This is a genomic window from Nonomuraea aridisoli (assembly GCF_003236395.1).
GTDB classification, from domain to species: Bacteria; Actinomycetota; Actinomycetes; order Streptosporangiales; family Streptosporangiaceae; genus Nonomuraea; species Nonomuraea aridisoli.
On the sequence record NZ_POUD01000052.1, the window covers coordinates 1 to 20549 of the forward strand.

20 protein-coding genes are annotated in these 20549 nt (G+C 72.0%); 12 read left to right on the forward strand and 8 right to left on the reverse strand.

Annotation, left to right across the window (positions count from 1 at the left end; all coding sequences use genetic code 11):
• Together C1J01_RS14970 and C1J01_RS14975 are read left to right on the forward strand one after the other, a co-directional pair.
• Window positions 1-552, forward strand: a 552-nt coding sequence (locus C1J01_RS14970) for a YbfB/YjiJ family MFS transporter (protein WP_146615595.1), incomplete at its 5' end; no start/stop codon positions are given.
• Window positions 553-586: 34 nt separating this feature from the next.
• Complete coding sequence (locus tag C1J01_RS14975) at window positions 587-1072, forward strand: P-loop NTPase family protein (RefSeq protein WP_181448757.1); 486 nt, start codon at window positions 587-589, stop codon at window positions 1070-1072.
• Window positions 1073-1090: 18 nt separating this feature from the next.
• On the opposite strand, the gene C1J01_RS14980 is transcribed toward C1J01_RS14975, so the two are convergent.
• From C1J01_RS14980 to C1J01_RS14990, 3 genes are all read right to left on the reverse strand, one after another.
• On the reverse strand, window positions 1091-1702 hold the full coding sequence (locus C1J01_RS14980; protein WP_111179571.1) for a methyltransferase domain-containing protein: 612 nt from the start codon (window positions 1700-1702) through the stop codon (window positions 1091-1093).
• Window positions 1699-2325, reverse strand: a complete 627-nt coding sequence (locus tag C1J01_RS14985; RefSeq protein WP_111179572.1) for a TIGR04282 family arsenosugar biosynthesis glycosyltransferase — start codon at window positions 2323-2325, stop codon at window positions 1699-1701. Before C1J01_RS14985 ends, C1J01_RS14980 begins: the two co-directional genes overlap by 4 nt.
• A 121-nt stretch (window positions 2326-2446) precedes the next feature.
• Window positions 2447-3778, reverse strand: coding sequence for a glycosyltransferase 87 family protein (locus tag C1J01_RS14990; protein ID WP_220039919.1), 1332 nt, complete (start codon window positions 3776-3778; stop codon window positions 2447-2449).
• A gap of 172 nt (window positions 3779-3950) precedes the next feature.
• Between C1J01_RS14990 and C1J01_RS14995 the strand changes: the two genes are divergently transcribed.
• Window positions 3951-4265 (forward strand): EthD family reductase, encoded by a 315-nt coding sequence (locus C1J01_RS14995; RefSeq protein WP_111179574.1) that lies wholly within the window; start codon window positions 3951-3953, stop codon window positions 4263-4265.
• Window positions 4266-4397: 132 nt separating this feature from the next.
• On the opposite strand, the gene C1J01_RS15000 is transcribed toward C1J01_RS14995, so the two are convergent.
• The 3 genes from C1J01_RS15000 to C1J01_RS15010 are packed head-to-tail and all read right to left on the reverse strand — an operon-like array spanning window position 4398 to window position 9807.
• Window positions 4398-5858, reverse strand: a complete 1461-nt coding sequence (locus C1J01_RS15000) for an SLC13 family permease (protein ID WP_111179575.1) — start codon at window positions 5856-5858, stop codon at window positions 4398-4400.
• 26 nt (window positions 5859-5884) lie between these two features.
• Window positions 5885-8659 (reverse strand): FAD-binding and (Fe-S)-binding domain-containing protein, encoded by a 2775-nt coding sequence (locus C1J01_RS15005; RefSeq protein ID WP_111179576.1) that lies wholly within the window; start codon window positions 8657-8659, stop codon window positions 5885-5887.
• A complete protein-coding gene (locus C1J01_RS15010; RefSeq protein ID WP_111179577.1) occupies window positions 8656-9807 on the reverse strand; it encodes a pyridoxal-phosphate-dependent aminotransferase family protein in 1152 nt (383 codons plus the stop codon). Before C1J01_RS15010 ends, C1J01_RS15005 begins: the two co-directional genes overlap by 4 nt.
• Before the next feature lie 75 nt (window positions 9808-9882).
• Here C1J01_RS15010 and C1J01_RS15015 point away from each other — a divergent pair, with 75 nt between their 5' ends.
• Window positions 9883-10596, forward strand: a complete 714-nt coding sequence (locus tag C1J01_RS15015; RefSeq protein ID WP_111179578.1) for an IclR family transcriptional regulator — start codon at window positions 9883-9885, stop codon at window positions 10594-10596.
• Between the two features lie 88 nt (window positions 10597-10684).
• Here the strand turns inward: C1J01_RS15015 and C1J01_RS15020 are convergent, their stop codons facing one another.
• The gene (locus C1J01_RS15020; protein ID WP_111179579.1) at window positions 10685-11290 is read right to left on the reverse strand and encodes a copper chaperone PCu(A)C; all 606 of its coding nucleotides are present in this window, start codon (window positions 11288-11290) and stop codon (window positions 10685-10687) included.
• A gap of 174 nt (window positions 11291-11464) precedes the next feature.
• Here C1J01_RS15020 and C1J01_RS15025 point away from each other — a divergent pair, with 174 nt between their 5' ends.
• Together C1J01_RS15025 and C1J01_RS15030 are read left to right on the forward strand one after the other, a co-directional pair.
• Window positions 11465-12793, forward strand: a complete 1329-nt coding sequence (locus C1J01_RS15025) for an MFS transporter (RefSeq protein WP_111179580.1) — start codon at window positions 11465-11467, stop codon at window positions 12791-12793.
• 42 nt (window positions 12794-12835) lie between these two features.
• Window positions 12836-13573, forward strand: a complete 738-nt coding sequence (locus tag C1J01_RS15030; RefSeq protein WP_111179581.1) for a class I SAM-dependent methyltransferase — start codon at window positions 12836-12838, stop codon at window positions 13571-13573.
• A 74-nt stretch (window positions 13574-13647) separates the two neighbouring features.
• Here the strand turns inward: C1J01_RS15030 and C1J01_RS15035 are convergent, their stop codons facing one another.
• Window positions 13648-14217, reverse strand: coding sequence for a right-handed parallel beta-helix repeat-containing protein (locus tag C1J01_RS15035; protein WP_220039920.1), 570 nt, complete (start codon window positions 14215-14217; stop codon window positions 13648-13650).
• A gap of 458 nt (window positions 14218-14675) precedes the next feature.
• Here C1J01_RS15035 and C1J01_RS49110 point away from each other — a divergent pair, with 458 nt between their 5' ends.
• From C1J01_RS49110 to C1J01_RS15060, 6 genes are all read left to right on the forward strand, one after another.
• Window positions 14676-15128, forward strand: a complete 453-nt coding sequence (locus C1J01_RS49110) for a hypothetical protein (RefSeq protein ID WP_146615596.1) — start codon at window positions 14676-14678, stop codon at window positions 15126-15128.
• Window positions 15101-15316 (forward strand): hypothetical protein, encoded by a 216-nt coding sequence (locus tag C1J01_RS15040; protein WP_111179582.1) that lies wholly within the window; start codon window positions 15101-15103, stop codon window positions 15314-15316. The genes C1J01_RS49110 and C1J01_RS15040 overlap by 28 nt, the downstream gene beginning before the upstream one ends.
• 535 nt (window positions 15317-15851) lie before the next feature.
• Window positions 15852-15941, forward strand: a complete 90-nt coding sequence (kdpF, locus tag C1J01_RS15045; protein WP_111179583.1) for a K(+)-transporting ATPase subunit F — start codon at window positions 15852-15854, stop codon at window positions 15939-15941.
• Window positions 15941-17602: a potassium-transporting ATPase subunit KdpA gene (kdpA, locus tag C1J01_RS15050; RefSeq protein ID WP_111179584.1), complete on the forward strand. Its 1662-nt coding sequence runs from the start codon at window positions 15941-15943 to the stop codon at window positions 17600-17602. Before kdpF ends, kdpA begins: the two co-directional genes overlap by 1 nt.
• Window positions 17603-19705 (forward strand): potassium-transporting ATPase subunit KdpB, encoded by a 2103-nt coding sequence (kdpB, locus tag C1J01_RS15055; protein ID WP_111179585.1) that lies wholly within the window; start codon window positions 17603-17605, stop codon window positions 19703-19705.
• Window positions 19706-20548, forward strand: coding sequence for a potassium-transporting ATPase subunit C (locus C1J01_RS15060; RefSeq protein WP_111179586.1), 843 nt, complete (start codon window positions 19706-19708; stop codon window positions 20546-20548). It begins immediately after the preceding gene.
• Window position 20549 lies beyond the last annotated feature (1 nt).

The following is a 20549-nucleotide window of genomic DNA, read 5'->3' on the forward strand; positions in this document are numbered from 1 at the left end:
CACCTGGGGCGGTTGTGGCGGATCGCGGTGGTGTACGCGCTGTTCGGCGCCGGGTACCTGGCCTACCTCACGTTCCTGTCGGAGTTTCTCGCCGGTCAGCGGGCGGGCCCGTGGCAGGTGGCGATGACCTGGACGGTCGTGGGCGTGAGCGCGTTGGTCGCGCCGGCCCTCTGGAGCAGGCCCATCGCCGCCTGGCGGGACGGGCGGGCGCTGGCCGTCCTCCTGGCGGTGCAGGCGGTCGCCGGCATGGCGCCGCTGGCGGGTGCGGCGCCCCTGATGTCCGCGATCGCGTTCGGGCTCACCCTCATGGTGATCCCGTCGGCCGTGACGGCGCTGGTCCGCGCCACCGTTCCGGAGGACGCGTGGACGGGTGTGCTGGGCGCGCTGACGGTCGTGTTCGCCGCCGGCCAGACGGCGGGTCCGTGGCTGGCGGGCGCGCTGGCCGACCTCACCACCCCCGGCATGGCACTGGCCTGGGACGCGGCCCTGTGCGGCTGCGCCGCGCTCGTCGCACTGACCTGGCGGGCGACACCACCACACCGCCGGCCCTGAACGTCGTCGTGCCGGGCGTGGAACGATGACGGCCATGAAACGCGTCGTGATCCTGGGGCGTGGCGGTTCGGGAAAGTCGACCCTCGCCGCCCGTCTGGGCGCGATCACCGGACTTTCCGTCATCGAGCTGGACGAGCACTTCTGGCGAGCAGGTCTGGAACCGACGCCGCCTGATCAGTGGGCCGCCGTCCAGGACGAACTCGTCCGGGCCGAAGCGTGGATCATGGACGGCGACCTCGGCCCCTACGACGTCCCTGGCGTACGGCTCCAAGCGGCGGACACCGTCATCCTGCTGGACCTCTCGTTCTGGCGCTGCGCCTGGCGAGCGGTCCGGCGCTCCAGCGAACGCGCCGACTTCTGGTGGTGGGTGTGGGCCTACCGACGCCGGAGCCGGCCGCTTCTCCTCGCGGTGATCGCGACTCACGCCGGTGACGCCACCCTGCACGTGATCCGCAACCCGCGCGCGCTGAGACGCTTCACGGCCCAGGTCGCGGCCGGCCGGACCCCTGAACGGCCGTGATCGGATCCGTGAGACCGGTCAGTACACGCGGGCCAGCCAGCGACCGTGGGAGGTCCAGCAGTCGGCTCCCGCGAAGCCGCCGGCCAGGGCGATCCGTTCGATGTCGGCGGCCGAAACGGTCGCCCAGCCGAACCATTCACCGGCGAGCGGCCCCCGCCGCAGCCGGAGCCGGTCGACCCGGCTGCGCGTCCCCGGCGAGGCGACCTCGGCCAGGACCGTGCCTCCCGGCCGCAGCAGTTGCCTGACCCGGCGCAGCAGCACCTCGGGGTTGCCGCCGATGCCGATGTTGCCGTCGGCGAGCAGCGCCGTGGCCCAGCGGCCGCTCCAGGGGACGTCGTCGAAGACGTCCCGGAGCAGGGCGAACCCTCCGGCGCGGCGGGTCAGGGCGACGGCGCGCGGGGTGATGTCGATGCCGAGCGCGCGGATTCCGCGCCGGGTCAGCGCCGCCGTGAGGCGTCCCGGGCCGGAGCCGATGTCGAGCGTGGGGCTGGAGCAACGGCTCAGGAACTCCTCGTCGCCGTCGATCGGCTCGAACCAGCGTGCGGCCTCCAGCGTGACGCGGGTGCCGTCCACGTACTCGATCTCGGCGTTCTCTCCCGCGAGGGCGTCGGCGTAGAGCTCCCCGATCATCGGCTCAGCTCCCGCAGCGCGGCGGCGAAACAGGACGCGGGCGCGACGGCGGCCACCGCGACCGCGTCCGCCACGGTGTCGACATCGGTCAGCTCGGGCAGGTGGTGGACGTCCAGCCCGGCGCGTTCGAGCCGGTCGAGCTGGAGCTTGCCGGTCTCCGGATGCGACATGGGCACCCCCAGGAGCAGCGCCGGATCCGGTCGCCGCAGGCCGAGCAGCCAGAACCCGCCGTCGGCCGCCGGGCCGTACACCGCGTCGTGGCGCTCCAGCGCCTTTCCGGCCTCGCCCAGAAGCTCGGGGGTGACCTGCGGGGTGTCCATGCCGATCAGCACGACGGGGGCGGGCCGCAGCCGGTGGGCGTCGGCGAAGGCCGCCGCCAGGCGCTCGTCCAGGCCGGCGCCGCGCTGCGGGATCACCACGAACCCCTCGGGCAGCCAGCCGCCCGGCAGCCCGTCCAAGGCGAGCACCCGCTGGCTGGCCGGCGTCGCGGCCACGGCCCGCACGCTGTCGCGGAGCGCGGCCTCGGCGAGGGCGGCGGCGTCGGCCGGGCTGAACGGCGGGGTCAGCCGGGTCTTGACCCTCCCGGGCACCGGCTCCTTGGCGATGATCAATAACTGCGCCATGTGATCGAACGTACGACGACTCAGCGGACTCAGTCCTTACAAGATGCTGACAGCGGGTGTTCCGCCACCGCGAGCGGCGCGATGGCGGCGGGAACGACGACGGGAGGGCTGACGGACGGGTTCATGACCGCGTCTCCGCTGGTAGCGGCCGCCGTGCGGCTCCGCGCCGGACGGCCCAGCCGATCAGTACGGCGAGCGTGGCCGCGGCGTAGACGTAGATTCCCGGGTTGCCGGCGGCGGCCGGGCCGGCGGTGTAGGCGACCGCGCCCGCCAGCGGCGCCCCCAGCCATTCCCACCGTCCGTCCATGGCGGTCAGCGCGACGACCAGCAGCGCGTACCAGGAGTAGCCGGGGGTGAGCAGCAGCAGGAACGAGCCGCTGACCAGCAGGGCGCCCTGCCAGGGCCGGTCGGCGTCGCCGTACCGCAGGACGAGGAGGACGACCAGGCCGAGCAGCGCCAACGCGGCGTATGGGGCCCACGAGTCAGGCATGACCAGCCGCAGGACCCCGTAGCGGTTGCCGTCGCCGGGGTCGTCGTAGCGCTCCTCCGCGAGGTACCCCGGCAGGTATCCCACCACCGAGGCGCCGGACGCGAGTAAGTACGGCACGTACGACAGCGCCACGACGAGGGCGGCGGGCCCCAGGGTACCCACGACCCGCCGCCACGCGACGCCGTTCGCCAGCACGCCGGACAGGGCGCCGGGCAGCGCCGTCGCGGGCAGCAACTTGGCCGCCACCGCCGCGCCGAGCAGCGCGCCGCGCGCGCGGACGGCCCCGGAGGCGCTGAAGGCGACGACCACCAGCAGCACGCCGAGCATGTCGACGTGCGCGTTGTTCACCGCCTCGACGGGCACCGCGGGGCACCACGCCCAGCACGCCGCCCGGCGGGCGCCCGCGAGGCGGCACAGCGCCACCAGCGCCAGCGCGGCCATCACCCAGCCGCCGAGCTGGAGGACCTTGTGCCGTGAGCCCTCCGGCGACAGCCAGTGGACCAGCAGGAAATACCCCTGGGCGACCGGCGGGTAGATCGTCGGCTCGGTGGGGCGGTTGATCCGGGTGCAGCCGCCGCCGGGCAGGGGCCACAGATCGCGTCCGGCGCAGCCGGCCGGGAAGAGCCAGGCGTCACGCAGCCCGATGAGCGCGGGGTCGGCCGGCGGGTGGTCGTAGGGGGAGATGCCCGCGGCCTGCACGCGGCCGTCCCAGGCGTACCGGAAGGAGTCGGTGCTGCTGCTCGGCGGGGCCGTCAGCCCGGTCGCGGCCAGCGCGATCCCCCCGGCGACGACCAGGACGCCGAGCCGCCGCTCGGGCACCCGCCCGGCCAGCCACAGGGCGGACGCGAACAACGCCCAGGCCAGTACGTACCAGCCCAGGCCGGGAGGCCCGGCCACCAGCTTGAGCAGGACGGCGGCCAGGGCGACGAGCACCCCGCCGAGAGGGAGCATGGTTCGGCTCACGAGCGGGATCCTCACATCCCGGCGCCCGTTCGCGACCGTGACGGCGTCTCCCGTTCGCCGTTCGTAAGATCCCTTACGAACCGGTGACGTGGAGGACGGTCAGGCGAGGGCTCTATCGCGGCGGGCCTCGCCGGGGTTTCATCGAAGCACACCCCGACCTTGGAGGCGGACTGTGGCGGCTTACCAGCTCATCGTGCTCTACCACCACCCCGAGAACGCCGAAGCCTTCGACAAGCACTACGACGAGATCCACGCCCCGCTCGCGGCACGGCTTCCGGGGCTGCGCTCGTACACGGCCATGCGGCCCGTCGCCGCCGGGGGCGAGCGGCCCGCGTACCATCTCGCCGCGGTGCTGACCTTCGACGACGAGAACGCGTTCATCGCGGCGATGGCCGGCGAGGAGGGCCGGGCGGCGGTCGCCGACCTGGCGAACTTCGCCGGCGCGGGCACCACGATGCTGACCGGCCCGGCCGGCGTGGTCGTCTGACGCGCGCCGGGGCGGGCCGCCCGGACGATGCGGTACGGCACTCAGGCCGCCCGCTCCGCCCGGAGGCCCGCCCCCCCGTACTCGGCGACCCGGTGAGGGGCCGAGTCCGCCTGGGAGTCCGGGCCGGCGCCGTCAGCCCAGCCAGCCCGGCGCCACCAGGACGGCCCAGGCGGCCAGCGGGCCCACGGCGACGACGGCGGCGCCGTACGCCAGGAGCTTGCGGTAGAACTCGTCGCGTTCCATGCCCCTGACGTTGGCCACGAGCAATGCGCCCGTCGTCGAGAACGGGCTGACGTCCACGATCGCCGACGACACCGACAGCGCCGCGATCATCGCGATCGGGCCCAGGGTGCCCTGCGACAGCAGCGGCACGGCGAGCGGCACCAGCGCGCCGAGGATGCCGACCGTCGAGGCGAACGCCGACACGACGCCGCCCACGTAGCAGATCAGCAGAGCCACCAGCAGCGGGATGCCGATCGCGGCCACCGCCGAGCCGACGTAGTCGATGGTGCCGATCTCCTGCAGGACGCCCACGTACGTGACGACGCCGCAGATCAGCAGCACGGTGGGCCAGGCGACGCGCTCGACGGCGCCCTTGTTCGCCTTCGGGGAGGTGAGGGAGAGGACCACGGCGACGGTGACGGCGGTCAGGCCCACGTCGAGCTGGAACGCCAGCACGGCCACGCAGAGTGCGAGGATCCCGGTCAACGTCAGCGCCTGATGCGCCGTGAGCCGCAGCCCGCCGGCATCGGGAGCGGACGTGGCGGGCGCGTCCCCGGGCCGCCGGCCGGGGGCGACCGCGGCGGTCACCCCGCCGCCCCCGCTTCCCGAGCCGGGGGAGCCGGTAGCGGCCGGGCTGAGAGCGGGGTCGGCAGCGCCGGCGTCGGTGCCCGCGCCGGGCGACGATGCGGGCGCCGGGCCGGGAGCCGCCGGGGAACCGGTGGAGGCAGGGGAACCGGCGGGATCGGCGGCGGGGGCGTGGGTGCGGCCGAAGAGGTGGTGGCCGCCGAAGACGAAGAAGACGATCGCCGCCGCCGCCGCGTTGTAGGCGAAGCTCGACAGGAACAGCACCAGGTTGTCGTAGGGCAGGCCCGAGTCGCGGGTGACGCCGTTCACGATGCCGCCCAGCACGCTGATCGGCGAGAACGCCCCGGCCTGTGTCCCGTGCGCCACCATGAGCCCGATCAGCATCGGATGGATGCGGTAGTCGGCCGCGAACCCGAACGCGATCGGCGCCAGGATCGCCGCCACCGCCGGCGCCGGCGCGCCCACGGCGGTCAGCAGCGCGGAGATGACGAACACGACGAGCGGGATGGCGGCCAGCCGTCCCCGTACGAGGTGGACGGCGGCCCTGACGAGCCAGTCGACCGTGCCGTTGTTGGTGGCGATCGCGAATAAGAGCGTCACCCCGACGAGGATCACGAACAGGCTGCCGGGGAACGCCCCGAGGATGTCGTCGGTGCTCATCCCGGCGGCGAGCGTGCCGACGAGGAAGGCGCCGACGAGGGCCAGTGCCCCCAGGTTGACGGGGAAGACGGTGGCCACGACGAACATGACGATGAGGGCGAGGATGGACAGGAGCTCTGCGGACAACTGCGTACTCCGATCTCCCCCGAGCGTTATGACATGCCGGCCGCCCGATGGACGAGCTCGACCGGGTGACGGGCGGCGCGGCCCGCCCCGTGGGCGATCTGCTGGCGGCACGAGACCCCCGTGGCCGCGAGCAGGGTGTCGGGTGAGGATTCGGCGATCGCCGGGAAGAGCCGGAGAGCGCCGATCTTCATGGACAGGTCGTAGTGCTCGGCCTCGAAGCCGAACGATCCGGCCATGCCGCAGCAGCCGGCGTCGATCTCGGTCACCTCCGCTCCGGGGATCCTGGACAGCAGGGCGCGCGTGGCGGCGGTGCCGGTGACGGCCTTCTCGTGGCAGTGGCCGTGCAGCAGGATCGTCCGCCCGCTCAGCGCGTCGCCCAGCACCAGCGAGCCGTCGTCGATCGCCTCCGTCAGCAGCTCGGGCACGAGCCGGGCGCGCGCCGCCACCCGCTGGACGCGCGGGTCGCCGGGCAGCAGGGCGGCGTACTCGTCCTTCAGCGTCAGCAGGCACGACGGCTCCAGGCCGACGATCGGCGCCTCGGAGGCGGCCAGGCGGGTGACCATCGCCTCCGCCATCGTCCGCGCCTGGTCGAGCAGCCCCTTGGAGATGCTGGAACGGCCGCAGCAGCCCCCGGACTCCAGGCGCACGCGGTAGCCGGCGCGCTCCAGCAGCTCGACGGCGGCCCGCCCGATCGCGGGCTCGCTGAACGTGGTGAAGGAGTCGGCGAGCAGGATCACCTCGCGGGCTTCGTGCGAGGCGATCGTGCTCTCGCGGCGGGCGTACCAGCGCAGCAGGTTGTCGCGGTGGAAACGGGGGAGCGGGCGGCGGCGGCTCAGCCCGAGCGGGCCGCGCACGGCCCCGGCCAGCCAGTTCGACACGGGCGCGGTCGCCGAGCCCAGCCGGTTGAGCGTCCTGATCGCGCCGAAAACCCGGGCCCGCAGCGGCACGCCGTGGATCTCCTGGTACTGGTGGAGGAACTCGCTCTTCATCGCCGCCATGTCGACCCCGAGCGGGCACTCCGACTGGCACGCCTTGCACTCCAGGCAGAGGTCGAGGATGCCGCGCAGCCGCTCGTCGCCCATCGCCCCCCGCGGGTCGGGCGAGGACAACGCCTTGACCAGGGCGTTGGCCCGGCCCCGGGTGGAGTGCTCCTCCTCGCGGGTGGCCATGTACGACGGGCACATGACGCCCGTGTCGTCCTTGCGGCACACGCCGACGTTCATGCACCGGTCGGCGGCGGCGTGCATGCCGCCGGCGAAGCTCAGCGTCGTGGCCAGCGGGCGCGGCTCGGGCAGCGAAGGGTCGCGCAGGTGCTCGGTCATCGGCGGCGCATCGACGATCTTGCCGGGGTTGAGCCGGTTGTGCGGGTCGAAGATGTGCTTGACCTGCCGCATCGCCTCGTAGATCTGGTCGCCGAACAACCGCCGGTTGAACTCCGAGCGGGCCAGGCCGTCGCCGTGCTCGCTGGAGTTCACGCCGCCGTGCCGGGCGGCCAGCTCGGCGATCTCCTCGGCGACCGCGCGCATCGTGCCGATCTCGCCGGGCGCGCGCAGGTCGACGAACGGGCGGATGTGCAGGCAGCCCACCGAGCAGTGGCCGTAGAAGCCGGCCCGCAGCCCGTGCCGGTCGAGGATCTCCTTGAACTCCTCGACGTACGGCAGCAGCCGCTCCGGCGGCACGGCCGTGTCCTCCACGAACGCCAGCGGCCGGCGGCTGCCCACACTGGAGGCCATGAGCAGGCCCAGCCCGGCCTTGCGCACCTTGAGCACGGCCGCCTGCTGCTCGCCGGTGACCGCCCGCAGGGTGTGGTAGCCGTGGCCGTTCGCCTTCCAGGTGGCGGCCAGCTTGTCGACCCGGTCGGCCACCTCGCGCGGCGTGTCGCCGAAGAACTCCACGAACAGCAGCGCCTCCGGCTCGCCCTCCAGGATGTCGCCGAGCCCGGCGTAGTCGACGCGCTGCTTGGACAGGTCGAGGATGGCCTTGTCGAGCAGCTCGACCGAGGCGGCGCCGAAGGAGAGGGCGTCGGCGGTGGCGGCGACGGCGGCCGCGGTGGAGGTGAAGTGGCCGACGGCGATGGCCTTGGCGCGCGGCCGGTCCACCAGTTTCACCGTGGCCTCGGTGACCACGGCGAGGGTGCCCTCGGAGCCGACGATCAGCTTGGTCAGGCCGTCGCGGGCGGCCGCGTCGAGGCGGTAGCCGCCCGAGTGGCGCCAGAAGCGCGGGAACCCCGACAGGTCGACGCCGCGCAGCACCTCGGTGACCGCGGTGTTCAGCCGGGTGTCGGTGGCCAGGTCGGGCGTGGTGGCGTCGGCGAGCACCACGCGCAGCGCCTCGACGTGGTCGATCGTGGAGCCGTACAGGACGGAGTGGCTGCCGGCGGAGTTGTTGCCGATCATCCCGCCGATCGTGGCGCGGTTGCTGGTGGAGGTGTCGGGCCCGAACATCAGCCCGTGCTTGCGGGCCGCCCGGTTGAGCTGGTCCTGCACCACGCCGGGCTGCACGCGGGCGGTGTGGCCGTCGATCTCCAGGATGCGGTTCATGTGCCGGGAGAAGTCGACGATCACGGCCGCGCCCACCGTCTGCCCCGCCAGGCTCGTGCCCGCGCCGCGCGGCAGCAGCGGCACCCCCAGCTCGCCGCAGGCCAGGACCAGCGCCTGGACGTCGTCGGCGTGCCGGGGGAAGGCCACCGCGAGCGGCTCGATGGCGTACATGCTGGCGTCGGAGGAGTACAGGTGCCGGGTGTACGGGTCGTCGCGGACGTCGCCCGCGATGAGCGGGGCCAGCGTGCGGGCCAGGCTCATCGTCCGCCCTCCAGGTACGCCAGCGCCGCCCGCGTGCCGCCCTCCTTGATCGGCACGCCGGCCGCGTGGAGGCCCATCTCGACCCCGCTCAGCGTGCCCGCGAGCATGAGGTCGTTGAAGTGGCCGAGGTGGCCGATCCGGAACACGCGCCCGGCCAGCCGGCCCAGGCCGGTGCCGAGCGACATGTCGTAGCGCTCCAGGATCAGCCGTCTGACCGCGTCGGCGTCGTGGCCGTCGGGCATGAGCACGGCGGTGAGCGAGCTGGAGTGTTCGCGTTCGTCGGCGCAGAGCACCTCCAGCCCCCACGCCCGCACGGCCCGGCGGGTGGCCTCGGCGTGCCGGTCGTGCCGGGCGAAGACCGCCGCCAGGCCCTCCTCCTCCAGCATGATCAGCGCCTCGCGCAGGCCGTACAGCAGGTTGGTGGGCGGTGTGTACGGGTAGAAGCCGCGCTGGTTGGCCTCGATGATCGGCTCCCAGTCCCAGTACGAGCGGGGCAACCGCCCCCGGTGGGCGAGGGCCTTGTCGCTGACCGCGTTGAAGCCGATGCCGGGCGGCAGCATGAGGCCCTTCTGCGAGCAGCCGACGGTGACGTCCACGCCCCACTCGTCGTGGCGGTAGTCCATCGAGCCGAGCGACGAGATCGTGTCGACCAGCAGCAGCGCCGGGTGCCCGGCCCGGTCGAGGGCGGCGCGGATCTCGGGGACGCGGCTGCGCACGCCCGTCGAGGTCTCGTTGTGCACGACCATGACGGCGGCGACGTCGGGGGTCAGGAGCTCGGCCAGGGCGTCGGGGTCGGCGCCGTGCCGCCAGTCGCCCGGCACCAGGTCCACGACCAGCCCGAGGCGGGCGGCCATCTCGCACCACAGAGTGGAGAAGTGCCCGGTCTCGAACGCCACCACCTTGTCGCCCGGCGACAGCGTGTTGACCAGCGCCGCCTCCCATGCGCCCGTGCCCGACGACGGGTAGACGACCACGGGACCGGCGGTCTGGAAGACCACCTTCAGCCGCTCCAGCAGCTCGGAGGCGAGCCGGGCGAACTCGGCCCCCCGGTGGTCGATCGTGGGCTGGGCGATCGCGCGCAGCACCCGGTCGGGAACGTTGGTCGGCCCCGGGATCTGCAGGAAATGCCGGCCCACTGTCTCTGCCACCTCCGTGCCATTTCACGGCACACCGTGCCGTCGTACGGTTCACTAACCTTAAGATCGCCCCTGGAAGGAGTCAATGTGCAGAACGTGATCACGGCCCTTCGCGTGCTCGAAGAGGTCTCCGCCCGCCAGCCCATCGGCGTGGGCGAGCTGGCCCGCCTGCTCGGGCTGCCCAAGAGCACGGTGCAGCGCTCGCTCAGGACGCTGCACGAGGCCGGCTGGATCCGGCCCGCCGGGGGCGAGGTCACCCGCTGGCAGGTCACCAGCAAGGCGTTGCAGGTCGCCCGCCGTACCGAGCTGGGGCTGCGCGACGCGGCCGTGCCCGTCATGGAGGAGCTGCGCCAGCGCACCGGCGAGACCATCCACCTGATGGTCCCCGAGGGCGAGGCGGTCGTGCTGATCGAGCGGCTGGAGACCGACAAGCCGCTGCGCATCGTGCTGCCGCTCGGCATCCGGCTGCCGCTGCACGCCTCCGCCAACGGCAAGGCCGTGCTGGCCCACCTCGGCAGGGCGCTCGACGAGCTGCCCGCGTACACCGACACCACGATCACCGACGCGCGGGCGCTGCGGGCGGAGCTGGAGGCGGTCCGGGCGCGCGGGTACGCCGACAACCGCGGCGAGTGGCGCGCCGACATCGCCGCCGTCGCCTCGGCCATCCTCGGCCCGGACGGCGCCCCGATCGCCAGCCTCAGCGTCTCGACCCCGGCCAGCCGCATGACGGAGGACCAGCGCGCCCAGTACGGCGAACTCGTCACCCAGGCGGCCGGAACGCTCACCGAATCCCTCGGCTGACCAGCCTCTGGAGGAGAGGCTCAGAGCCCGCCGCTGCCCACGAAACGCACCCGCATCGCGCCACCGTGCCATGCGGGGACGCATCACGTCAGCGGGGAGGCCACTGGGTCGGGGTGGGCGATCCGGCCGGGCTCGGGGACTGTGCCGGGCTCAGGGTCTGCGCCGGGCTCGGCGATCCCGTGGGGCTCGGCGGCGCGGTGGCCGGGCTGGTCGGCGACGGCGGGCCCGCGGGCGCGGTGGGCAACTGGGCGAACTCGCGGGTGCGCGCCATGACGGGCACGACCGTCCGCGCCGACCTGCCCCCGGCGAACGTGAACGTCATCGGCACCGCCGTGCCGCGCACGCCCGTGACCGTGCCGATCGGCTGGTCGCCGGTGCCGACCGGCTGGTTGGGCGGCAGCGTGATCGGCCCGGCGAGCTGCACGGACCCGCCTCCCTCGACGGTGATCCGCTCCACCCGATCCGCCCGGTCGCCCCGGTTGATGATCACGGCGAACAGTGTCAGCTGAGGGGCGGGCGAGGCCGGGTCGGCACTGCCGAGCAGGAAGGCGTTGCGTACGAGCACCGTGCCGCCGGCCTCGGCGTTGGCTCCCTCGTTCTGCGGCGGCCAGTGCTGGGCCTCGGTTTCCACGTTCCCGCACCCGGCGGCGGCAAGGGCCGCGATGGCGACGGCGGTGACGATGGCAGGACGCATCGGCTCGTGCCCTCCTCTCGGCGTTGCCCCATGGCTACCCGGAGAAGTGCCCTCGAACCAGCGCCATCCGGCATGCCCGGCACAGCCGGATTCGCCGACGTCTCAGGCCCGTGACCGTCGATCGACTCTGATGTACCGTCACCGGTAACGCGGCAGCTACCGGAGGTGCGGTAGATGACTGAGCACGAACCCGACGCGACAGGCCCCGAGAGAAAACGGCAGCTCACCCGGGCGGTGGTCGCCTCCGCCGTGGGCACCTCGATCGAGTGGTACGACTTCTTCCTCTACGGTTTCGCGGCCAGCACCATCTTCGCGGAGCTGTTCTTCCCCACCAGCGACCCGACGACCGGCCTCCTGCTCGCCCTCGGCACCTACTTCGGCGGCTTCGCCGCCCGGCCCATCGGTGCGGCGATCTTCGGCCACTACGGCGACCGCATCGGCCGCAAGGCGACCCTGATCATCACCCTGATGACCATGGGCGTCGCCACCGCGCTCGTCGGCCTCGTGCCGACGTACGACCAGATCGGCATCTGGGGCGGCATCCTGCTCACCCTGCTCCGCCTGCTGCAGGGCATCAGCGTCGGCGGCGAGTGGGGCGGCTCGGTGCTGCTCGCCACCGAGTGGGGCGACACCCGGGGCGCGCGGCGCGGGTTCCTCGGCAGCTGGCCGCAGTTCGGCGTGCCCGTCGGGCTCGTGCTCGGCTACGTCGGCCTGCAGATCTTCCAGCCGCTCGACCCGTACTGGGGCTGGCGCATCCCGTTCCTGCTCAGCATCGTCATGGCCGGCGTCGGGCTCTACATCAGGCTCGGCATCCTGGAGACGCCCGTCTTCGCGAAGGTGCTGCGCGAGAACAAGATCGAGCGCGTGCCCGTGCGCGAGGTCGTCAAGAAGAACTGGCGCGAGATCGTGCTCAGCGCGCTGCTGCGCACCGGCCAGCAGGCGCCGTTCTACATCTTCACCGTCTTCATCCTCACCTACGCCACCAGGACCCTCGGCTTCGAGGCGTCGGACGTCTATCTGTACGTCATCGTGGCCGGCCTCGTCTCGCTGGTCACCGTGCCGTTCTGGGGTTACATCTCCGACCTGGTGAACCGCAGGAAGCTCTACATCGTCGGCGCCGCGCTCATGGTGGTGTGGTCGTTCATCTACTGGCCGCTGCTCGACACCCGCGTGCCGGCGCTGGTCTTCCTCGCGATCGTGCTGGCCGCGCCCATCCACGACATCCAGTACGGCCCGCAGGCGACGTTCATCGCCGAGAGCTTCACCGGGCGGCTGCGCTACAGCGGCGCCTCCCTCGGCTACCAGCTCGCCTCGGTGACGGCCGGCGGCCCGGCCCCGCTGATCGCGGTCTGGCTGTACGAGACGTACCAGAGCTCCTTCGCCATCGCCGTCTACATGGCGGTCTGCGCCCTGATCAGCGTGGTGGCGGCGTACCTGCTCAAGGACCGCTCGCGGCAGGACTACGCCGTCGAGTACGACGAGGCGGAACCGAGCGGACGTTAAATCGGTGGACAGCGCACGCCGCCCGCGGCCATCGTGGGCGGCATGCGACAGGAGGACATCTGGGACGCCTACGCCGCCCAGCATTACGACAGCCCCGGCACCGGCATGTTCGCCCCCGAGGTGCTCGGGCCCACCGTCGACCGGCTGGCCAAGCTGGCCGGCGGCGGCCGTGCGCTGGAGTTCGCCATCGGGACCGGCCGGGTGGCCGTGCCGCTCGCCGAGCGGGGCGTGCCCGTCACCGGCATCGAGCTGTCACGCCCGATGATCGAGCAGCTGCGCACCAAGGCGGACGAGGCGGCCATCCCCGTCGTCAACGGCGACATGGCCACCGCCACCGCGCCGGGCACGTACACGCTCGTCTATCTCGTCTTCAACACGATCTCCAACCTGCTCACCCAGGCGGAGCAGGTCGAATGCTTCCGCAACGCCGCCCGCCACCTGGAGCCGGGCGGCCGGTTCGTGATCGAGCTGGGCGTGCCCGACCTGCGCATCCTTCCCCCCGGCCAGCAGGGCTTTCTCTTCGCCAGCCGGCCCGGCTACCTCGGCGTCGACACCTACGACGTGGTGAGTCAGCTCCTCGTCTCCCACCACTTCCGCTTCGACGACAGCCGGCAGGCCACGCTCTTCCGCACCCCCCAGCGCTACATCTGGCCGGCCGAGCTCGACCTCATGGCGCAGCTGGCCGGCTTCGAGCTGGAGAGCCGGCACGCCGACTGGTCGGGGGCGGAGTTCACCGCCGAGTCGCGCTCCCACGTCTCCGTCTACCGCCTGCCCGCCTAGTCCGTACGCGAAGCCCCGGGGCCGTGCGGAGCGCCCGGGGCGGTCGTCAGGGGAGGGGCCCCCTCACGGACCCGTCAGAGGCGGCGGCACTGGCCTTCCTTGTCGCCGCGCACGGAGTTGTTCCCCCCGGACACTCCGCGGCGGTTGCTCTCGCACTCCAGGTCGCCGCGGACGGCGTTGCGCTGCACCCGCACGCTCCCGCGGTTCTCCTCCACCTCGACGTTGCCGGACACGCGGTTGCCCTCGACGCGCACCGAGCGGCGGTTGTCCTCCAGCTGGACGTCGCCGTCGACCCGGGTCGACAGCACCGTGACGACGTCGGTGTCCTCGACCTGGATGTTGCCGTCGACCTGCGAGCCGCTGCTCACCGACACCGAGCGGGCGTCGTCGGCCTGGATGTCGCCGTCGACCCGCACGCCGCGGGCGACCAGCGTGGCGTCCTTCGCCACCTTGACGTTGCCGTCGACCCTGGTGCCGAGGAGGGTGCACCGGGCGCCCTTCGGGACGCGGACGTCGTCGACGGAGGCGGAGCGGATCGTGCCCGAGCACGTGCGGGTGTCGGCGTGGGCGGGAGAGGCCAGCGCCATGCTCCCGAACACCGTGCCCAGGACGGCGCCGGCCACGGTCAGCTTGATCATCTTCATGTCGGTCCCCTTCGTCAGCTCCGGCCGGGCTCTCCTCCCGGCCACAAGAAGGATCTCGACCGCCCATTGCCGTTCCGTGAGACGGGCATTAGAGGGGTCTCATTCGAGGCGGGCGCGTTTCCGCGTTCGCGTACAACTCTTTTACGCGTAGGCATGGTGTCAAAATCCTTGCCCGTCATCCCACGCCCGTGTGCCCCGTGCTCAGGGGACACGCCATCGGACGGGCCGGAGGGGATGGTGACGGCGCACAACGCTGCGGCGGGGTCGTGCCGTCATTTCTCCTCCCTTCCACGTCCGGCGACCTCCACTATGTCCACGTCGCGATTGTCCGGCCCACGCCGCACCGCGATCACCGCGGTGCCTCCTCGGGCCTCCCGCGAAAGCGACGATTCCGTGTACAGGCGCGAACGGAACCATTGACGCGGGAGGCCTTTTCTCTCTTTCGTGAAGAAGGGTCGATGACCACACTCCAGCCTTCAGCGGTGACCGCCGCCAGGAGCGACCTCTTTCTGCTGGCCGCCCGAGCCCTGGCCGCCCGGCGCGCCGGGGAGCACGGCGACCGGCTCTCGCGGCTGGTCGCCGCGCTGGCCGCCGACGACGCCTGGATGAGCGCGTTCATCGGCTGGGCACGCAGGCAGCCGGCGCTGCGACTGCTGGCGCTGGCCGTCGCGGCCGAGTTCCTGCACACCCGGCTGACCGCCCGGCTCGCCACCCCGGCCGTGCGCCGACCGGGTGGCGCACGAGCTCGCGTCGCCCGCGGCCGTGCTGCGCTCCGGGGTGACGCCGCTGGAGGTGTACGCCGCCCTGCGGTCGGTGCCCGGCTCGCGCTGGAGCCGGGCGCTGCGGCTCGCGCTGGAGCCGGGCGCTGCGGCTCGCGCTGGAGTTGTCGCCGGCCAACGTCCCGGCGCTGACCGGCCGCACGCTCGTCGTCGTCGACCGCGGCGACCTGATGGCAGGCCCCGCGGACGGCCCGCTGACCAGGGCGGACGCCGCCTCGGTGGCCGGCGCGGCGCTCGCCTGCCGCGCCGCTCACGCGCGCGTCGTCGTCCTCGGCGCGGGCGAGGTCTCCGTACGGGTCCGCCCGGGCTGGCCGTTCTGATCCCCTCCCTTACGGCGAAGCCGCCGTCGCACCACCCGCCGCACGTGGCCGGCGGCCTCCAGGGGGACGCCCGCTGACCCGCACGTGGCCGGCCGCCGCGACGCCGGGCACGTGGGCCGTCGGCGTGGTGACGCGGGCGCCGAGCGCCGCGCGGGAGAAAGACGGCTTCTCGGACACCCGTCAATTCCGGTATCCGCCGTCGGATGTGTGTTTTGTGTCATGAATGCCCCGGCGAAGATGTGACACCGGAGGTTTGAATGGCGTCCACCGTGACGACACCTGGTGACATGTGCGGATGAATGCCGCATCCGCTGCGTAGAGATCGCGTCAATATTCGGGCTGACCCCGTATGGAAGCCGTCAAGACCGGCAAAGCCGCCATTCGCGCGGTATTTCCTTTAGTTCGCAGCCGCCTGCTCAGGCGACTGGAACGTCTTTCCGAGTTGAGGAGTGGGGATGACCGACGTCATCTTCGTCGCCCTGACGATCGTTTCGTTCGCGATCTTCGGGCTGGTCGTCAAAGCGGGGGAGCGGCAGTGAGCGCCGTCAACGCCACCGGTCTGGTCCTGGTCGTCGGCCTGGTGATCTTCATGGTCGCGGCCCTGCTGTTCCCGGAGCGCTTCTGATGTCGTCGACCCTGGCAGGGATCCTGTTCATCGCGTCCCTGCTGCTCGCCCTGGCCTTGTGCTACAAGCCGCTGGGCGACTACATGTACCGCGTCTACACCGGCACCCGGCATCTGGCCGTCGAGCGCGTGATCTACCGTCTGGTGGGGGTCAAGCCCGACAGCGAGCAGAGCTGGGGCGTCTACGCCCGCAGCGTGCTGGCGTTCTCGGCGCTGTCCCTGCTGTTCCTCTACGCCCTGCAGCGGCTGCAGTCGCACCTGTTCCTGTCGCTCGGCATGGCGCCCGTCGAGCCCGCGCTCGCCTGGAACACCGCCGTCAGCTTCGTCACCAACACCAACTGGCAGGCCTACTCGGGCGAGTCCACGATGGGCCACGTGGTGCAGACCGCGGGTCTGGCCGTGCAGAACTTCGTCTCGGCGGCCGTCGGCGTGGCGGTGGCCATCGCCCTGGTCCGCGGCTTCGCCCGCAAGAAGAGCGACACCCTCGGCAACTTCTGGGTGGACCTCGTCCGGGGCACGCTCCGCATTCTGCTGCCGATCGCCTTCGTCGCGGCGGTGCTGCTGGTGGCCGGCGGCGCGATCCAGACCTTCGCCGACCACAGCGCGTGGACCACGCTGACCGGCGGCGAGCAGACGTTCACCCCGGCCGCGGCGGCCTCGCAGGAGGCCATCAAGGACCTCGGCACCAACGGCGGCGGCATCTTCAACGCCAACTCGGCCCACCCGTTCGAGAACCCCACGTCGTGGACGAACCTGCTGGAGATCTTCCTGCTGACGGTGATCGCGTCCTGCATGCCGCGCACATTCGGCCGCATGGTGGGCGACAACCGCCAGGGCTACGCGATCGTCAGCGTGATGGCGATCATCGCGATCATCAGCATGGTCGTCACCAACTGGTCCGAGCTCAGCGCGAACGGCACCGTGCCGCAGGCCATCGGGCAGGCGATGGAGGGCCGCGAGTCCCGCTTCGGGGTGTCCAACTCCGGCCTGTTCGCCACCGCCACCACCCTGACCAGCACCGGCGCGGTCGACTCCTTCCACGACTCCTACACCGCCGTCGGCGGCGGCATGCTGATCTTCAACATGCTGCTCGGCGAGGTCGCGCCCGGCGGCGTCGGCTCGGGCCTGTACGGCATGCTCGTGCTCGCCGTGATCACGGTGTTCGTGGCCGGCCTCATGGTCGGCCGCACCCCCGAATACCTGGGCAAGAAGATCGGCGCACGCGAGATCAAGCTCGCCTCGGCGTACTTCCTCGTCATGCCCGTCCTGGTGCTGGTGGGCACCGGGCTGGCGATGGCGACCAGCAACGGCCGCACCGCCATGCTCAACAGCGGGCCGCACGGCCTGTCGGAGGTCCTGTACGCCTACACCTCTGCCTCGAACAACAACGGCTCCGCCTTCGCTGGCCTCAGCGTGAACACCCCCTTCTTCAACACCACGCTGGGACTGTGCATGCTGTTCGGCCGGTTCGTGCCCATCGTGCTGGTGCTGGCGCTGGCCGGATCGCTGGCCGGACAGGGACCCGTCCCCGCCTCGGCCGGCACGCTGCCGACCTACCGGCCGCAGTTCGTCGGCATGCTCGTCGGCGTGACGGTGATCCTGGTCGCTCTCACGTTCCTCCCGGCCCTGGCGCTCGGGCCGCTCGCAGAAGGACTTCTCTAGATGTCAACGCAAGTGCTCGAGGCACCCTCCCCCAAGAAGAACGGGCCGGTGAGCGGCGGTCTGCTCGACCCCAAGCAGATGATCCGGTCGCTGCCGGACGCGCTGCGCAAGCTGAACCCGGTGACGCTGTGGCGCAACCCGGTGATGTTCATCGTGGAGATCGGCGCGGTCTTCACGACCGTGCTGGCGATCGTGGACCCGTCGTTGTTCGCCTGGGCCATCGTGGTGTGGCTGTGGCTGACCGTGATCTTCGCCAACCTGGCCGAGGCCGTCGCCGAGGGGCGCGGCAAGGCGCAGGCCGCGACGTTGCGGGCGGCCAAGCGCGACACCACCGCGCGCCGGCTGACGCGCCGCGCGCCGGACGAGTGGGAGGTGGTCGGCGCCACCGAGCTGCGTCAGGACGACGTGGTCGTGGTGGAGGCGGGTGAGGTCATCCCCGGCGACGGCGACGTGATCGAGGGCATCGCCTCGGTGGACGAGTCGGCCATCACCGGCGAGTCCGCCCCCGTCATCCGCGAGTCCGGCGGTGACCGGTCCGCGGTGACCGGCGGCACGAAGGTGCTGTCGGACCGGATCGTCGTGAAGATCACGCAGAAGCCCGGCGAGAGCTTCGTCGACCGGATGATCGCTCTCGTGGAGGGCGCGAACCGGCAGAAGACGCCGAACGAGATCGCGCTGAACATCCTGCTGGCCGCGCTGACGATCATCTTCCTGATCGCGACGGCGACGATGCAGCCGCTGGCGATCTACTCCAAGTCGATCAACCCGGGTGTGCCCGACTCGCTGGCGCTGACGGCGGACGGCGTGACCGGGATCGTGATGGTGTCGCTGATCGTGTGCCTCATCCCGACGACGATCGGGGCGCTGCTGTCGGCCATCGGCATCGCCGGCATGGACCGCCTGGTGCAGCGCAACGTGCTGGCCATGTCCGGCCGCGCGGTCGAGGCCGCGGGTGACGTCTCCACGCTGCTGCTGGACAAGACGGGCACGATCACGCTGGGCAACCGGCAGGCGGCCGAGTTCGTCCCCGTCGACGGCATCACCGAGGCGGAGCTGGCCGAGGCCGCGCAGGTCTCGAGCCTGGCCGACGAGACGCCGGAGGGGCGTTCGATCGTGGTGTTCGCCAAGGAACGCTACGGGCTGCGCGAGCGGGAGATCCACGGCGCCGAGTGGGTGCCGTTCACGGCGCAGACCCGCATGTCGGGGGTGAACCTGGGCGGCCGCGAGGTGCGCAAGGGCGCCGCGACGGCGGTCATGAAATGGGTGCGCGACGCCGGCGGCCACCCCACCGACGAGATCGGCCACATCGTGGACGGAGTCTCCGCCTCCGGCGGGACGCCGCTGGTGGTGGCGGAGAAGGGCCGGGTGCTCGGCGTCATCCACCTGAAGGACGTCGTCAAGCAGGGGATGCGCGAGCGCTTCGACGAGATGCGCCGGATGGGCATCCGCACGGTGATGATCACCGGTGACAACCCGCTGACCGCCAAGGCGATCGCCGATGAGGCCGGGGTGGACGACTTCCTGGCCGAGGCCACCCCCGAGGACAAACTCGCGCTGATCAGAAAGGAGCAGGAGGGCGGCCGGCTGGTCGCGATGACCGGTGACGGCACCAACGACGCCCCCGCCCTGGCGCAGTCGGACGTCGGCGTGGCGATGAACACCGGCACCTCGGCCGCCAAGGAGGCCGGGAACATGGTGGACCTCGACTCCAACCCGACCAAGCTCATCGAGATCGTGGAGATCGGCAAGCAGCTGCTGATCACCAGGGGCGCGCTGACGACGTTCTCGATCGCCAACGACATCGCGAAGTACTTCGCGATCATCCCGGCGATGTTCGCCGCGGTCTACCCGGGCCTGGACGCGCTCAACATCATGCGCCTGTCGAGCCCCCAGTCGGCGATCCTGTCGGCGGTGATCTTCAACGCGCTCATCATCGTGGCGCTGATCCCGCTGGCGCTGCGCGGGGTGCGCTACCGGCCCTCCAGCGCCTCCAAGCTGCTGTCGCGCAACCTGTACGTCTACGGGCTCGGCGGCATCGTGGCCCCGTTCGCCGGCATCAAGATCATCGATATCGTCATTCAGTTCCTTCCGGGGATGTCATAAATGGAACGCATGCCCAGCTGGATCCGCCAGCACGTGGCCGGCCTGCGGGCGGTGCTCGTGCTGACCGTGGTCACCGGCGTCATCTATCCCCTGGTCGCCACCGGCGTGGCCCAGACGCTCTTCAACGACCGGGCCAACGGCTCGCTCATCGAGAAGAACGGCACGGTCGTGGGCAGCGCGCTCCTCGGCCAGTCGTTCACCGACGCCGACGGCAACCCGAACAGGACGTACTTCCAGTCCCGCCCGTCGGCCGCCGGAGACGGCTACGACCCCATGTCCACCAGCGCGAGCAACCTCGGCCCCGAGGACGTCATCGACACCCTCCCGGTGCCGGGCGCCGAGGACGAGGGCCGGCAGTCGCTGCTCACCCAGGTGTGCGCCCGCTCCAAGGCCGTCGGCGAGCTGGAGGGCGTCAGCGGCGCCCGCCCGTACTGCACGCCGGACGGCGTGGGGGCGGTGCTGAAGGTGTTCCCCGACCGGGCCGTCAGCGTGAACCAGGCCTGCCCGGCCACCCCGTTCATCGCCTCCTACCAGGGGCTGAAGGTGGAGTGCGCCCAGCCGGGCGAGGACTACGCGGCGGGCCGGACCGTGCCGGTCCGCGGGAGCGCGGGAACGCCCGCGGTGCCCGCCGACGCGGTGACCGCCAGCGGCTCCGGCCTGGACCCGCACATCTCCGTCGCCTACGCCGAGCTGCAGGCTCCGCGCGTGGCCAGGGAACGCGGGATGCCGGTCGAGCAGGTCCGGGCGCTGATCGGTGAGCACACCACCGGCCGCGCGCTCGGCTACATGGGAGAGCCCGTCGTCAACGTGCTCGAACTCAACCTCGCCCTCGACGAGTCCTGAC